Origin of the sequence: Hydrogenophaga sp. BPS33, from assembly GCF_009859475.1 — a bacterium.
Lineage (GTDB): Bacteria > Pseudomonadota > Gammaproteobacteria > Burkholderiales > Burkholderiaceae_C > Hydrogenophaga.
Window position 1 is genome coordinate 160,469 of record NZ_CP044549.1, and the last position, 14,859, is coordinate 175,327.

Below are 14,859 nucleotides of genomic sequence, written 5' to 3' on the forward strand. Positions count from 1 at the left end.
TCGCAAGACGGAGCGCAAAAATCGTTTCATGGCCGCACGAATCGACCGCGGGGCCCGGCTTGGACCACGTCGTTCTGGACCAGCAGTTCGCCGCGCAGGTACACCGCGTCGATGCCGCCATGCACTTCGCGGCCCTTGAGCGTGGTGTAGCGCGCGCGGCTGTGCTGCGCCGCATCGGTCACGCGCCAGCGGCGCTCGGGGTCGAGCAACACCAGGTCGGCGTCCGCCCCCGGCGCGATCGCACCCTTGCGCGGAAACAGGCCGAAGGCGCGCGCGGGCTGTTCGCAGCACACGCGCACGATCTCGCCGAGCGACACCACGCCCTGCTGGGCCAGGATCAGCATGGAGGGCAACAGGGTCTGCAGGCCGGGCATGCCGGGCGGGGTCTTCCAGATGTCTTCCCAGCCCAGGTCCTTGTCTTCGACGAGCACGGGCGAGTGGTCGCTCACCACCATGTCCAGACCGCCTTCGCGCAAGGCCATACGCAGGGCGTCGCGCTCCTGCGCCGAGCGGATCGGCGGCACGATGATGCCGTAGGGGCCGAACGCGAACGCCTCTTCTTCGCTGAACACCAGGTGGTGCGACATGGCCTCGGTGGTGATGTGCACGCGGTCCGAAAAACGGCGCACGTGCTCGATGCTGCTGCGCGCGGACAAGGCGCGAAAGTGCAACTTCGTCGCGGTCTCGGCCGCCACCGTGCAGGCGCGGGTGATGCCCAGGGATTCCGACAACGTGGGGCGGGTGCGCACAAAGGCTTCCACCAGCGGCGGCGGCTCTTCGCGTTCGACGCGGTAGCGCACGCGGCGGTCGTTCTGGTAGCCCTTCTGGTCGCGTGTGTTCTTTGCGATCAGCGTGCCCGAGTGCGGCGTGATGCCGGCAATGCCACCGGCTTCGGCCACGGCCGTGAGCAGGCGGTGCAGCTCGTAGTCGTCGTTGCCGATGGTGAACTCGGGGTTGCCGCCATAGGCCAGGAACAGCTCGAAGGACACCGCGCCCTGGCGCGCCATCGCGAGGATCTCGGCGGTCTCGCTGCGCGGCGAAATCATGGCCTGGATGGCGAAGTCCACATGCGACTCCCGCTCGCCGGCCTGGCGCTTGCGCTCGAAGTATTCGGGCGTGGCGGTGCGCGGGTCGTCGGTGGGCATGAGCATGACCGTGGTCACGCCCCCCACGGCGGCCGCGCGGGTGGCGGTGTCGAAACAGTCGAGGCGGCTGCTCAGCGCATGGCCGGGAATGTGCACGTGCGCGTCGACCAGGCCCGGCAGCAGGAGCTTGCCCGTGGCGTCAACGACCTGCTCGCCTTCGATCGCGGCCCCGGGTTCGGCCACCGCCTGGACGACACCGTCGCGAATGCCGACGTCGGCGCGTTGCGTGCCCCCGACCCCGACCACGGTGCCGCCTCGGATAACGGTTTCGAACATGACTGCGAATTCCCTCCGGCAAGTCCGCTCGGGACCCTGATGGCGCGGAATTCTAGGGATCGTCCCCGAGCGTCACTAGCCGTGATCGGGTGATGCGAGTCATAGCCCGCATCTATGGGAGAAGGGGGTCAGAGCAGGGGTTGCAACTGGTTGGCCAATGCGCGCAGCGCGCTCAGAATAGGGCCGGTCAGCAACTCCACGCTCATGCGCGAAGCCGGGCCGCCGCAGTTCAGGGCCATGATGGTGCGCCGGTCGTTGGAGACCAGTGGCACGGCCACCGCGCACACGTCGGGGTGGTAGCGGCGCAGGTTGAGCACGTAGCCGTGCGCCCGCACCATCTCCACCGCTTCGCCCAGCCAGGCCTCGGTGGCCGGCCATTCGCCAGGCGGCAGCTGTGCCTGCAGCGAGGCCAGGGTGGCCCGCCGCTCGGCTTCAGCGGCCGCGCCCAGGTAGGCGCCGCCCACGGCGGAGCGCTCCAGCGCCATGGCGGTGCCGACCGTGAAGTTCAGCCGCAGCATGCCGGGCGCTTCGGCGCGCTGCACGATCACCATGGTCGTGCCCACCTTGCCCGCGAGCGAGAGCGAGGCGTCGAAGCGGTCGGCGATCTCGGCCATGCCCGGGTAGGCCGCATAGGCGATGCCCGCTCGCGCCACGGAGGCTCCGCCCAAAGTGAGCACCCCCAAACCGGCACGCAGACGGTCGCTTCCGGCGGGCACCAGGTAACCCAACTCGGTCAGCGTGTGGCACAAGCGCCAGACCGTCGACTGCGCCAGGCCGGTGAGTTGGGCGATGTCGGTGGAGCCCAGCTCGGGGCGCTCGGCCGTGAAGCACTTGAGGATGTCCAGCCCGCGCGCCAGCGCGGTGACGAAGTCGCGGTCCTTCTTGCCCTCGGGGGAAGGCGGGGTGTCGGTTGACATCGGGGTCTGAACTCCTACAATAATCCGCATAGTAGCATTAAAACCCGCAGTGCGGGTTAAAAGGAGACCCGAATTGCCGGTTTTTTCCGAACCCGGGGTGTGCGACGCGCACGTCCACGTCGTCGGCCCCGCCGAACGCTTTCCACTGGTCGAGGGCGCCAGCGGTCACTTTCCAAAGGAAGCGCTGACCGAGATGTACCAGCGGCTGGGCATTGACCGCTCGGTGCTCGTGCAGTCGGCGCGCCACGGCACGGACAACGCGGCAATCGAAGACGCCATCCGCACCAGCGGCGGGCGTTTTCTGGGCGTCGCGGTGGTGGACGTGGGCGTGGCCGATGGCGAACTCGCGCGCCTGGCGGCCGCGGGCATCCGCGGCGTGCGCTTCAACTTCATGCGGCATGTGCACAGCGCGGCGCGCATCGAGGACGTGATCGCCCTCACGCCCCGCCTGGCCCGCTTCGGGCTGCATCTGCAAGTGCATTTTGAGAGCCACCTCGTCCACACGCTGGGCCCGCACCTGCAGCGCGCCGAGGTGCCGGTGGTGATCGACCACATGGGCCGGGTGGACGCCAGCCTGGGCGCCGCGCACGAGGATTTCGCCGCGCTGGTGCGCCTCCTGGGCGATGAGCGCTTCCGCGTGAAGGTCAGCGGCATCGACCGCATCGACCGCCAGCCACCCTACGCCGCGGGCGTCGCCCTGGCGCGCCAGCTGGTGTCGTCCTTCCCATCGCGCTGCTTCTGGGGCACGGACTGGCCGCACCTGAACCACCACCACGCACCCGACGACGCGGCCCTGGCCGAACTCACGTCGGCCATCGCCTCCGACCCCGAACACCACCACCAGTTGCTCGTGAGCAATCCGGCGTCGTTCTACCGCTTCGAACCCCTGACCCCATCGCGAGGAAACCCATGAACCACCCATCGTCCCAACGCCGCCGTCTCCTGCTGGCAGCCGGCGCCCTGCCTTTGACCATCGCCACACCCTCGTTCGCGCAGTCGGGCGTCACCAAACTGGTCGTGGGCTTCGCGGCAGGCGGCCCGCTGGATGCCGTGGCCCGACTCATCGCGCCCGCGCTCGGCAAGGAGCTGGGCACGCAGGTGATCGTGGAAAACAAGCCCGGCGCGAACGCGGCCATCGCGGCCGAATCCGTGGCCAAGGCACCGGCCGACGGCAAGCAGCTGTGGATCACCAGCGTGGGCGCGGTGGCCATGAACCCCACGCTGTACGACAAGCTGCCCTACCACCCGGTGCGCGATCTGGCGCCGGTCTCGCTGGTGGTGAACACGGTGGAGATCCTGGTGGTCGGCGCGAACCACCCGGCCCACGACGCCGCCGACTTCATTGCCCGTGCGCGCCAGCGCAAGGAAGGCGCGACCTTGGGCTCCTCGGGCACCGGCAGCGTGCCCCACCTGGCCGCCGAGTTGCTGGCCGACGTCACGGGCGCGCGCATCGCGCATGTGCCGTACAAGGGCGTGGCGCCGGCCATCGCCGACACCATGGCAGGCCACATCGACGGCCTGTTCGCCGACGTGCCGGTGGTGCTGGAACTCATCCGCTCGGGCAAGCTCAAGGCGCTGGGCATTGCCGCGCCCCAGCGCCACCCGGCCCTGCCCAACGTCAAGACCTTCCAGGAGCAGGGCATCCAGGGTGTGGACTCGGACAACTGGTACGCCGTCTTCGCCGCCAAGGCCACGCCGGCCGCCGAACTCGAACGGCTGAGCCAGGCCATGCGCCGCGCGCTCACCGACCCCGATGTCAAGACCCGCCTGGCCGCCACCGGCCTGCAGCCCGCGCCCACCACGCCGGCCGAACTGGCCCGCCTGCTGGCGGCCGACACGGCCAAGTGGAGCAAGGTCATTCGCGACAAGAAGATCCGCGCCGAATAAAAATGAGCATCTTTTCCCCCAAACAGCCGAACGCCTCGCGCGTGTTGCGCATCGGCGCTGGCGCCAGCTACGCGGGCGACCGCGTGGAACCCGCCACGCTGCTGGCCGAGCGCGGCGCGCTGGACTACCTCGTCTACGAAACCCTGGCCGAGCGCACCATCGCGCTGGCCAACATGGAGCGCGCCAAAAACCCCGAGCTGGGCTACAACGAACTGCTGGAAGACCGCCTGAGCGCCGCGCTGCCGCATTGCAAGGCCCAGGGCACGCGCATCGTCTCCAGCATGGGCGCGGCCAACCCCCTGGGCGCGCAGCGCAAGACCGTGGAGATCGCGCGCCGACTGGGCCTGGGCCCGCTGAAGGTCGCAGCCGTGTTGGGCGACGACGTGCTGGACTATTGCCGCGCCCACGCCGACACCCTGCCCATCATGGAAACCGGCGCACCGCTGTCCTCCCTGGCCGGCCAGATCGTCTCGGCCAACGCCTACCTGGGCGCGGACAACATCGTCACCGCGCTGGAACAGGGCGCGGACGTGGTGCTCACCGGCCGCGTGGCCGACTGCTCGCTGTTCCTCGCGCCCATGGTCCTCGAATTCGGCTGGTCGCAAGAAGACTGGGACCGGCTGGGCAAGGGCCAGGTGGCGGCCGACATGGTCGAGTGCGGCGCCAACGTCTCGGGCGGCTTCTTCGCCGACCCGGGCTACAAGGACGTGCCCGAACTGCACGACCTGGGCTACCCCATCCTCGAAGTGAACGCCGATGGCAGCAGCGTCGTCACCAAGATCGAGGGCACGGGCGGCCTGATTTCGCGCGCCTCGTGCCTGGAGCAGATGCTCTACGAGATCCACGACCCGGCGAACTACATCACGCCCGACGTGGTGGTGGACTTCACCAGCGTGCAGCTCGACGAGGTCGCCCCCAACCGCGTGCGCATCCGCGGAGGCACTGGACGCGCCCGGCCCGAGCTGCTCAAGGTGTCCGTGGGCATCCAGGAAGGCTGGATCGGCGAGGCCGAGATCACTTACGCCGGCATCGGCTGCGTCGAGCGCGCGCGCCTGGCCGAGCAGGTGGTGCGCGAGCGCCTGCGCATCGGTGGCGTGTCCCTGCAGGAGCTGCGCGTCGACCTCATCGGCATCGACTCCTTGCACGGAGCGCAATCCCTGCCGCTCGAACATCCGCCCTACGAAGTGCGGCTGCGTTTTGCCGGCCGCAGCGCGGACCGCAAGAACGCGGTCAAGCTGGGCAACGAGGTGGAAACGCTGGTGGGCAAGGGGCCGGGCTCTTCCTCGCTGCCGCGCAAGAGCGTGCGCGAAGTCGTCGCCATCTATTCCTGCCTGATCCCGCGCGACGCGGTGCAGGCCCGCATCGTGATGGAGACGGCATGAGCGCCGCGCCGGGCCGCCCCCAGCAAGCGCGCACCGCAGGCCGCAAGGCCGGAGGTTTTTCAATGGACATTCGACACATCTTTCACTTGCGCGAACTCGCGCACTCCCGCGCCGGCGACAAGGGCGACACGAGCAACGTGGCCGTCATCGCCTACCGCGACGCGTTCTTTCCCCTCATCACCGAGCAGGTCACGGTGGACGCCGTGCGCGCGCACTTCGGCGATCTGGTCAAGGGTCAGATCCGCTGCTACTCCCTGCCGCAGTTCAGCGCGCTGAACTTCGTGCTGGAGGCGTCGCTCGGTGGCGGCGTCACGCGCTCGCTCTCGCTCGATCCGCACGGCAAGTCCTACTCCGCCCTCATCCTGACCTTGCCGATCCTGGTCGACGGGGCCACCGCCGCCGCCCTGCGCGAGGCCGGGCGCTCACCGATCGAGGCCGGCTTGCTCGAGCGGCTGCACGCGCTCGGCCGCTTGCCCACCCCTGTTCAGAAAGCCCTGGCCTGATGTACTCCGACCAACGCACTCTGGCCGTCGAGCGCGTGCGCCTCTCGCTCGAAGATGCCACCCGCATCTCGCACGAAGCGCTGCTGCGCGTCGGCTACGCGGATGATGACGCGCGCGTGGTGACCGATCACCTGATCGACGCGGCCGCCTGCGGCTACGAATACTCCGGCTTGCCCAAGATCCTGGAGATCGTCGAAGCGGCGCGCACCAAGAACACCCGCCACCCGCGGCAATGGCTCAAGGAAACACCCATGTCCGCGCTGCTCGACGGCGGCCACCACGTCGGCATGGTCACCATGCACCACGCGACCGACCGGGTCATCGAACTGGCGCAACGGCAAGGCTTTGGCATCGTCGGCGTCACGCGCAGCTGGATGTCGGGTCGCAGCGCCTATTACATGGAACGCGTGGCGCGCAGCGGCCTGGTGGGCTTTCACTCGGTGAGTTCGGCCAGCCTGGTGGCGCCGCCGGGCGGGGCCAGGCCATCGATGGGAACCAACCCGATCGCCTTCGGCTTTCCCGGCCAGCCCGACCCGCTCATCATCGACATCGGCACATCCGCCATCATGGGCACCGAGTTCGGCCTGATCCGCCGCCGCGGCGAACCGCTGCCTGAAGGCGTGGCGCTGGACGCGCAAGGCAGGCCCACGCGCAACGCCGAGGCCGCCCGCCTGGGGTCCTTCCTGCCGCTGGCTGGCCACAAGGGCTTTGCGCTGGCGCTGGCCGGCAAGGCGTTGGGCATCCTGGCGGGCTCGGCGCTGAACGAGGCCAAGGACTATGGCTACCTGATCCTGGCGTTCCAGCCCGGCCTGCTCATGCCGCGCGACGAATTCGAACGCGAGCTGCGCGAGATGCTGGAACGCGTGAAGGCCACGCCGCGGCAGGACGGCGTCTCGGAGATCCGCATCCCCTCGGAACGCTCGTTCCGCGACCGGCGCCGCAACACGGTCGAAGGCATCGAGATCGACGCGCCCATTCTTCAAGCGATCGAAGCGCTGGGCCGGACCGCATGAACGCACCGGCGCCGCGCATGCCCTGCCTGTTCCTCGGGCACGGCTCACCCTTGAACGTGCTCGACGACAACCCGTTCACCCGCACCTGGCAGCGCCTGGGCCGCGAGCTGCCGCGGCCGCGCGCCATCCTGGCCGTCTCCGCGCACTGGTGCACCCATGGCGTGGGCGTGACCGCGATGGTGCAACCGCCCACCCTGCACGACTTCGGCGGCTTCTCGCGCGAGATGTTCGAGATCCAATACCCCGCACCCGGCAGTCCGGCGCTGGCGGCCCGCGTGGCGCAACTGCTGGCGCCGAAGGACGTGGTGCAGGACCACGCCTGGGGCCTGGACCACGGCACCTGGTCGGTGCTCTGCAAGGCCTATCCCGCCGCCGACATTCCGGTGGTGCAGCTCAGCCTGGACATGCGGCGCACGCCCGGGCAGCACCTGCAGACCGGCCGCCAGCTCGCACCCCTGCGCGACGAAAGCGTGCTCATCCTGGGCAGTGGCAACGTGGTGCACAACCTGATGACGCACCGCCGCGGCGAGGCCTTCGCCTACGACTGGGCCGAACGCTTCAACGACCAGGTGCGCGAACGCCTGCTGGCGGGCGACCACGAGGCGCTGGCCGACGACGCCTGGCTTGGCGACGCCGGCCGCCTGAGCGTGCCCACGCCCGAGCACTATCTGCCTCTGCTGGTGGTGGCCGGCGCGGCAGGGGCCGACGCGCCGACGGTAGAAATCGACGGCGTGCTGGGCGGCTCCATCGGCATGCTCAGCGTGAGCTTCGGACGGCACTGACCCCACACCATCCTGACCCCGCGCCATCCACCGGGCAGGCATAGGCGGCGTCGATGGCTCGCATCAGCCGGAGGGATCTACTGCGGCCCGCAGCCGCTCCCTATACTGGTTTTTCCCGCGTTGTTTCCCCGACTGGCCCCAGGAACGCTGCGGCCGGCGAACATGGCCCCTCCATGACCGAACCGATCCGCTTTTTCCACCGTGGTGCCGTGCACGAAGTTGCGGGCGTCTCGCCCACGCGCACCCTCCTGCAACACCTGCGCGAAGACCTGCATTGCACCGGCACCAAGGAAGGCTGCGCCGAGGGCGACTGCGGCGCATGCACCGTGGTCGTGGGACAGCTCGACGGCGATCGGGTGGCGCTACGCTCGGTCAACGCCTGCATCCAGTTCATGCCCACCCTGGACGGCCAGGCGCTGTTCACCGTGGAAGACCTGGAGCAGCCGGGCGGCCAACTCCATCCGGTGCAACAGGCCATGGTGGCGTGCCACGGCTCGCAATGCGGCTTCTGCACACCGGGCTTCGTGATGTCGCTGTGGAACCTCTACCTGCAACGCGACGCGGCGGATGCGCCCGCGCCGCGCCATGAGATTGACCGGGCGCTCTCGGGCAACCTGTGCCGCTGCACGGGGTACCGCCCTATCATCGATGCCGCGCAGCGCATGGGCGAACTGCCGCACGTGGCCTTTGATCGCGCGGCATTGGCCGAAGCGCTGCGCCCGCTGGCGCGCCAGGCCACGTTTTCCTACAGCGCCGAAGGCCGCAGCTTCCACGCGCCGCGCACGCTGGCCGAGCTGCTCGCGCTGCGCCAGGCCCTGCCCGAAGCCCGGCTCATCGCCGGCACCACCGACGTCGCGCTGTGGGTCACCAAGCAGCTGCGCGAGCTGGGCGATCTGATCTACGTGAACGAAGTCGCCGAACTCAAGGCCCTCACCGAACGCGACGGCCATCTCGTGGTCGGCGCGGCGGTGTCGCTGGAGTCGGCCTACGCCGCCATCGCCGAACGCTGGCCGACCCTGCGCACGTTCTGGCAACGCTTCGCCTCGCTGCCCATCCGCCACGCCGGCACGCTGGGTGGCAACGTGGCCAATGGCTCGCCCATCGGCGACTCCATGCCCTGGCTGATCGCGCTGGGCGCGCAGGTCGAACTGGTGGGCGCGAAGGGTGCTCGCCTGCTGGCTCTGGAAGACTTCTACCTGGGCTACCAGCGCAAGGACTTGCAACCGGACGAGGTCGTGGCCGCCGTGCATGTGCCCCTGCCCGCCGAGGACCTGCGCTTTCGCGCCTACAAGCTGTCCAAGCGCTTCGACCAGGACATCTCCGCCGTGTGCGCAGCCTTTGCCCTGCGGCTGGACGACCGCGGCACGGTGGTGGACGCGCGCATCGCCTACGGCGGCATGTCGCAGCGGCCTCAGCGCGCCGCGCAGGCCGAGGCCGCCCTGCGCGGCCAAGCCTGGAGCGAGGCCGCGTTGGCGCAGGCCGAAGCCGCGCTCGCGCGCGACTTCACGCCCTTGAGCGACTTGCGCGCCAGCAGCGGCTACCGCATGCGCACCGCGCAGAACCTGATGCGCCGCTGCTGGCTGGAGACGCGCCCGCACGCCCCGCTGCCCGAACAAGCCCTCAACGCTTTTGCCTGACCATGCGACACAACATGGCCCAACACCCTTCGACCGGCAGTGCCACCGCGTGGGCCCAGGTCGGCCTTTCCCAGCCGCACGAGTCGGCCGAGCTGCACGTGCGCGGACAGGCCACCTATGTGGACGACATTCCCGAACTGCAAGGCACGCTGCACGCCGCGCTCGGCCTCTCGCAAAAGGCCCATGCCGACATCGAGTCGATCGACCTGGACGCGGTGCGCCGCGCGCGCGGCGTGGTCGCCGTGTTCACGGCGCGCGACATTCCGGGCACCAACGACTGCGGCCCGATCGTGCACGACGACCCGGTGCTCGCGGACGGCCTGGTGCAGTACGTGGGCCAGCCGATCTTCGTGGTGGCCGCCGACACGCACGAGAACGCCCGCCGCGCCGCGCGGCTCGCCCAGGTGAAGTACCGCGAACGCCCGGCCGTGCTCGACACGGCGGCCGCGCGCGCGGCCGGTACATCGGTCGTGCCCGCGCTGCACCTGCAACGCGGCAACTTTGCCGAGGCGCTGGCGACCGCACCGCACACCTTGAGCGGCGAGTTCCAGGTGGGCGGCCAGGAGCACTTCTACCTCGAGGGCCAGGTGTCCTATGCCATCCCGCGCGAAGGCGGCGGCATGCGGGTGCACTGCTCGACCCAGGCTCCCTCTGAAATGCAGCAGATGGTGGCGCACGCGCTGGCGCTGCCCGCGCACGACGTGAGCGTGGAGTGCCGGCGCATGGGTGGCGGCTTTGGCGGCAAGGAATCGCAGTCCGCGTTGTGGGCCATCGCGGCGGCGCTGTGCGCTTCGAAGCTGCGGCGTCCGGTGAAGCTGCGCGCCGACCGCGACGACGACATGCTGGTCTCGGGCAAGCGCCACCCGTTCGACTACACCTACACCGTGGGCTTCGACGGCGAGGGCCGCATCCTCGCAGCCCAGGTGCACATGCTCCTGCAGGCCGGCTTCTCCGCCGACCTCTCCGGCTCGGTGGCCACGCGCGCGGTGCTGCATTTCGACAATGCGTACTACCTGCCCGACGTGGACATCACCGCCGTGTGCTGCCGCACCCACACCCAGTCCAACACCGCCTTTCGAGGCTTCGGCAGCCCGCAGGGCGCGCTGGTGATGGAGCACATCGTCGAAGACATCGCGCGCCGCCTGGGCAAGGATGCACTGGACGTGCGCAAGGCCAACTTCTACGGCCGCGACGATGCCGAAGGCCGCAACGTCACACACTATGGCCAGAAATTGGAAGACAACGTCATCCACGCATTGATGGACGAGCTCGAGGCCAGCAGCGGCTACCGCCAGCGCCGCGCGGCCATCGAGGCCTTCAATGCCACCAGTCCGGTATTGAAGAAAGGCATCGCGGTCGCGCCGATGAAGTTCGGCATTTCCTTCGCCGTCACCCACTGGAACCAGGCCGGTGCGCTGGTCCACGTGTACCTGGACGGCTCGGTGCTGGTCAACCACGGCGGCACGGAAATGGGGCAGGGACTCAACACCAAGGTGGCCCAGGTGGTCGCACACGAACTCGGCCTGGACCTCGCGCGCGTGCGCGTGACCGCCACCGACACCAGCAAGGTCGCCAACACCTCGGCCACGGCCGCGTCCACCGGCGCCGACCTCAACGGACGGGCGGCGCAGAACGCGGCCGAACAGATCCGCCAGCGGCTGGCGGCCCTGGCGGCACAGGAATACGGCGGCCCGGCGCAAGACGTGCGCTTCTCTGGCGGCCAGGTGCACGCCAACGGCCATACCGTCGACTTCGCCACCCTGGTGGCCAAGGCCTATCTGCTGCGCATCCAGCTCTGGTCCGACGGCTTCTTCGCCACGCCGGGCATCCATTGGGACAAACACACCATGCAGGGCCGGCCCTACGCCTACTTCGTGTACGGCGCGGCCGTGTCCGAAGTGGTGGTGGACACGCTCACTGGCGAATGGAAGCTGCTGCGGGCCGACGTGCTGCACGACGTGGGCCAATCGCTGAACCCGGCCATCGACATCGGCCAGATCGAAGGCGGCTTCATCCAGGGCATGGGCTGGCTCACCACGGAGGAGTTGAAGTGGAATGCCGAGGGCAGGCTCACCACGCACGCGCCCTCGACCTACAAGGTGCCCGCCATCTCCGACTGCCCTTCGGACTTTCGCGTGCGGCTGTACGCGAACACCAACCACAGCGAAGGCGGCCTGCACCGCTCCAAGGCCGTGGGCGAACCGCCGCTGCTGCTGCCGTTCTCGGTGTTCTTCGCCATCCGCGATGCGGTGGCCAGCGTGGGCCCCAAGGGCGTGCTGCCGCCACTGAACGCGCCGGCCACGGGCGAGGAGATCCTGCGCGTGGTCGATCTGATGCGCGCGGCCCATTCCTGATTGCACCCATGCTCTCGTCCATCGCCCTGCGCCATTTCGCCGAGGTCGCGCGCTGCGGATCCTTGCGGCTGGCCTCCGATCGCCTGTTCGTCGCGGGCTCCGCCATCAGCCGGCAGCTGGCCTTGCTGGAAGAGGAGTTCGGCCTGCCCCTGTTCGAGCGCGGGCGCGGCAAGACGTCCATGCGGCTCACGCCCGCCGGCGAGGTCCTGATGAACCTCGTGCGCAAGCTGGAGGCCGAAGAGGAAAACACGCGCGCGGCCATGCACGCGCTCAAGCACCCGCAGCGCGAGGTGATCCGCATGGGCGTGCCCGAGTCGCAGACGCAGGAGTTCATGCCCATCTTCCTGACCGACTTCCGCCGCCGCCACCCCGAGGTGGATTTCGACGTGCGCCTGGCCACGTCCACCCGCCTCATGGAGCTGCTGCGGGAAGACGAGCTCGATGTGGCGCTGGTGTTCAACGCACTGATGCTGCCGGGCGTGCGCGCGGTGTACGAACGCCCGCTCAAGACCTGCCTCCTGGTGGCGCACGACCATCCGCTGGCCCAACGCGCCAAAGTCCGGCTGGAAGACTGCGCGGGCTATCCCATGGCCTTGCCGGACGCCTCGCTGGACCTGATGCGCGTGAACGACGAGACCTTCGTGCGCGCCGGCATTCGGCCCGATCGCGCGCTCGTGAGCAACTCCTACGAGCTGTTGCGCTCGACCTGCGCCGCCGGCATGGCGGTGGCGGTGCTCTCCGAGCCCTTGAGCCACCGCGCGGCCGAGGAACGCGCGTTGCGCTACCTACCGCTGGTGGACGCGCGTCCGCGCACGTTCGGGGCCTTTCTCAAACAAGGTCGCCTGCTCACGCCCACGGCGTGCACCTTCGTCGACGAGCTCGTGGGCGTGCTGCGGGAGGTAGAGGCCGAGCCCGCGCCGGCACCCGCCGCGCGACGTTCGCGCAAAGGCAACAAGCCGCTCTAATCTTTAAAATGGACGCGGGCACGTGGGGCTCGGACACTGCTTCCGAACCACTTCCACAGGAGCCCCGACGATGACCAACAAGCGCCGCGAAGGCATGCTCAAACTGGGCGCGCTGATCCACCCCACCGGCAACCACGTGGCCTCGTGGTTGCACCCCGAATCGCAGGTCGATGCCGGCACCAACTTTCAGCACTACGTGCAAGTGGCGCAGATCGCCGAGCGCGGCAAGCTCGACTGCATCTTCTTCGCCGACGCGGTCGCGGTGCGCGACGGCAACCTCGACGTGCTCAGCCGCTGGCCGCAGTACATGGTGTTCTTCGAACCCACGACGCTCATCGCCGGCCTGGCCGCGATGACGAAAAACATCGGCTTCATCGCCACCGCGACGACCAGCTACAACGAGCCCTACAACGTCGCGCGGCGCTTCGCCTCGCTGGACCACATCAGTGGCGGGCGCGCCGGCTGGAACCTGGTGACCTCGGCCAACCTTAGCGAGGCTTACAACTTCGGCCGCGACGAGCACTACGAGCACGGTTTTCGCTACGAGCGCGCCAAGGAATTCGCCGACGTCGTGCGCGGCCTGTGGGACAGCTGGGACGACGACGCCTTCCTGCGCGACCGCGCCACGGCGCGTTACTTCGACCCGCAGAAGGTGCACACCCTGAACCACGTGGGCGAGCACTTCAAGGTACGCGGCCCGCTCAACCTGGCCCGCCCACCCCAAGGCCACCCGGTGATCGCGCAGGCCGGCTCGTCGGAGGCGGGCAAGGAACTGGCGGCCGAAACCGCCGAGCTGGTGTTCACCTCGGCCCCTACGCTGGAGAAGAGCCGCGAGTTCTACCAGGACGTGAAGGGCCGCATGCCGCGCTACGGCCGCCACCCCGATGCCTTGAAGATCCTGCCCGGCCTCAACCCTATCGTGGGCCGCACCGAAGCCGAAGCGCGGGAGAAACACGACTACCTGCAAAGCCTGATCCAACCAGAGGTTGGTCTGGAGATGCTCAAGGCCGTCGTGGGCAGCTTTGATCTCAGCCAATGCGATCTGGACAAGCCCCTGCCCGAGGGCATTCCGGAAACCAACTCGTCCAAGTCGTCGCTGCAGCACCTCTACCGCATGAGCAAGGAAGACGGCTTGACGCTGCGCCAGCTGGTCCAGCGTTACGCCGGCGCGCGCGGCCAGCGCACGATCGTGGGCACGCCCGAGCAGATCGCCGACGACATGGAGCGCTGGTTCCAGAGCGAGGCGGTCGACGGTTTCCTGCTGCAGCCGCCGTACTTGCCAGGCGGGCTGGAAGACTTCACCACCCAGGTGATTCCGGAGCTGCTGGCGCGCGGGCTGTTCCGCCGCGAATACGAAGGCCAGACGCTGCGCGAGAACCTCGGTCTGCAACGACCCGCGAGCCGCTACGCAGGAACGGGAGCGGGAACGGCCACGGCCTCAACTCCCGCCACGGCCGAGGTGGCACCGTGAGCGGCGCGATGGCCGTGGCGTCGCCCGAGCGCGCCAGTTTTCGCCAGGCCATGCGGCGCATGGCCTCGACCGTGAGCATCATCGCGGCCGAGCACGGCGGCCAGCGTGGCGGGCTCGCGGCCACCTCGCTCACATCCGTCTCCGCCGACCCGCCCACGGTGCTGGTCTGCATCAACCACAGCGCCTCGGCGTTTGCGCTGGTGCGCGCGGCCGGCCAGTTCTCGGCCAACATGCTGGGCTGCGACCAGCGCGCGATCGGCGACGGTTTTGGTGGACAAGGTCCGCGCGAGGAACGTTTCGCGCGCGGGCAATGGGTGCACGACGACACCGGCACACCCTACCTGCTGGCGACGCAGGCGACGCTGATCTGCCGCGTGGTGGAAGAACTGCCCTACGCCACGCACACGATCTTTCTCGCCGAGGTGGTGCGCACCTTGGTGAGCGAGCACGTCGATCCGCTGCTGTACGCCGATGGGCGCTACGGCAGCGTGCAACTCGAAGTAGCCTGACCCTCACTGCCCCCCCAT

General features: G+C 69.1%; 13 protein-coding genes. 11 read left to right on the forward strand and 2 right to left on the reverse strand.

The window, feature by feature from the left end:
- Window positions 1-26: 26 nt before the first annotated feature.
- Window positions 27-1,421, reverse strand: coding sequence for a dihydroorotase (locus tag F9K07_RS00725; protein WP_159588408.1), 1,395 nt, complete (start codon window positions 1,419-1,421; stop codon window positions 27-29).
- Between the two features lie 128 nt (window positions 1,422-1,549).
- Complete coding sequence (locus F9K07_RS00730; protein ID WP_159588410.1) at window positions 1,550-2,338, reverse strand: IclR family transcriptional regulator; 789 nt, start codon at window positions 2,336-2,338, stop codon at window positions 1,550-1,552.
- A gap of 73 nt (window positions 2,339-2,411) precedes the next feature.
- Between F9K07_RS00730 and F9K07_RS00735 the strand changes: the two genes are divergently transcribed.
- From F9K07_RS00735 to F9K07_RS00785, 11 genes are all read left to right on the forward strand, one after another.
- Window positions 2,412-3,251: an amidohydrolase family protein gene (locus F9K07_RS00735; protein WP_236581764.1), complete on the forward strand. Its 840-nt coding sequence runs from the start codon at window positions 2,412-2,414 to the stop codon at window positions 3,249-3,251.
- A complete protein-coding gene (locus F9K07_RS00740) occupies window positions 3,248-4,225 on the forward strand; it encodes a Bug family tripartite tricarboxylate transporter substrate binding protein (RefSeq protein WP_159588414.1) in 978 nt (325 codons plus the stop codon). Before F9K07_RS00735 ends, F9K07_RS00740 begins: the two co-directional genes overlap by 4 nt.
- Window positions 4,226-4,227: 2 nt before the next feature.
- Entirely contained in the window at window positions 4,228-5,607 is a 1,380-nt protein-coding gene (locus F9K07_RS00745) for an acyclic terpene utilization AtuA family protein (protein WP_159588416.1), read from the forward strand.
- The gene (locus F9K07_RS32170) at window positions 5,604-6,110 is read left to right on the forward strand and encodes an AtuA-related protein (RefSeq protein ID WP_328794005.1); all 507 of its coding nucleotides are present in this window, start codon (window positions 5,604-5,606) and stop codon (window positions 6,108-6,110) included. Before F9K07_RS00745 ends, F9K07_RS32170 begins: the two co-directional genes overlap by 4 nt.
- Window positions 6,110-7,123 (forward strand): Ldh family oxidoreductase, encoded by a 1,014-nt coding sequence (locus F9K07_RS00755; protein ID WP_159588418.1) that lies wholly within the window; start codon window positions 6,110-6,112, stop codon window positions 7,121-7,123. Before F9K07_RS32170 ends, F9K07_RS00755 begins: the two co-directional genes overlap by 1 nt.
- Window positions 7,120-7,905 carry a 4,5-DOPA dioxygenase extradiol gene (gene ygiD / locus F9K07_RS00760; protein WP_159588420.1) on the forward strand — a complete coding sequence of 262 codons (786 nt, stop codon included), beginning with the start codon at window positions 7,120-7,122 and terminating at the stop codon, window positions 7,903-7,905. The genes F9K07_RS00755 and ygiD overlap by 4 nt, the downstream gene beginning before the upstream one ends.
- Window positions 7,906-8,078: 173 nt before the next feature.
- Window positions 8,079-9,542, forward strand: coding sequence for a xanthine dehydrogenase small subunit (gene xdhA, locus F9K07_RS00765; protein ID WP_159588422.1), 1,464 nt, complete (start codon window positions 8,079-8,081; stop codon window positions 9,540-9,542).
- 14 nt (window positions 9,543-9,556) lie between these two features.
- Complete coding sequence (gene xdhB / locus F9K07_RS00770; protein ID WP_159588424.1) at window positions 9,557-11,896, forward strand: xanthine dehydrogenase molybdopterin binding subunit; 2,340 nt, start codon at window positions 9,557-9,559, stop codon at window positions 11,894-11,896.
- A gap of 8 nt (window positions 11,897-11,904) precedes the next feature.
- Window positions 11,905-12,861 (forward strand): LysR family transcriptional regulator, encoded by a 957-nt coding sequence (locus F9K07_RS00775; RefSeq protein WP_159588426.1) that lies wholly within the window; start codon window positions 11,905-11,907, stop codon window positions 12,859-12,861.
- Between the two features lie 70 nt (window positions 12,862-12,931).
- Complete coding sequence (locus F9K07_RS00780) at window positions 12,932-14,332, forward strand: LLM class flavin-dependent oxidoreductase (RefSeq protein ID WP_159588428.1); 1,401 nt, start codon at window positions 12,932-12,934, stop codon at window positions 14,330-14,332.
- Window positions 14,329-14,841, forward strand: a complete 513-nt coding sequence (locus F9K07_RS00785; RefSeq protein WP_159588430.1) for a flavin reductase family protein — start codon at window positions 14,329-14,331, stop codon at window positions 14,839-14,841. Before F9K07_RS00780 ends, F9K07_RS00785 begins: the two co-directional genes overlap by 4 nt.
- Window positions 14,842-14,859 lie beyond the last annotated feature (18 nt).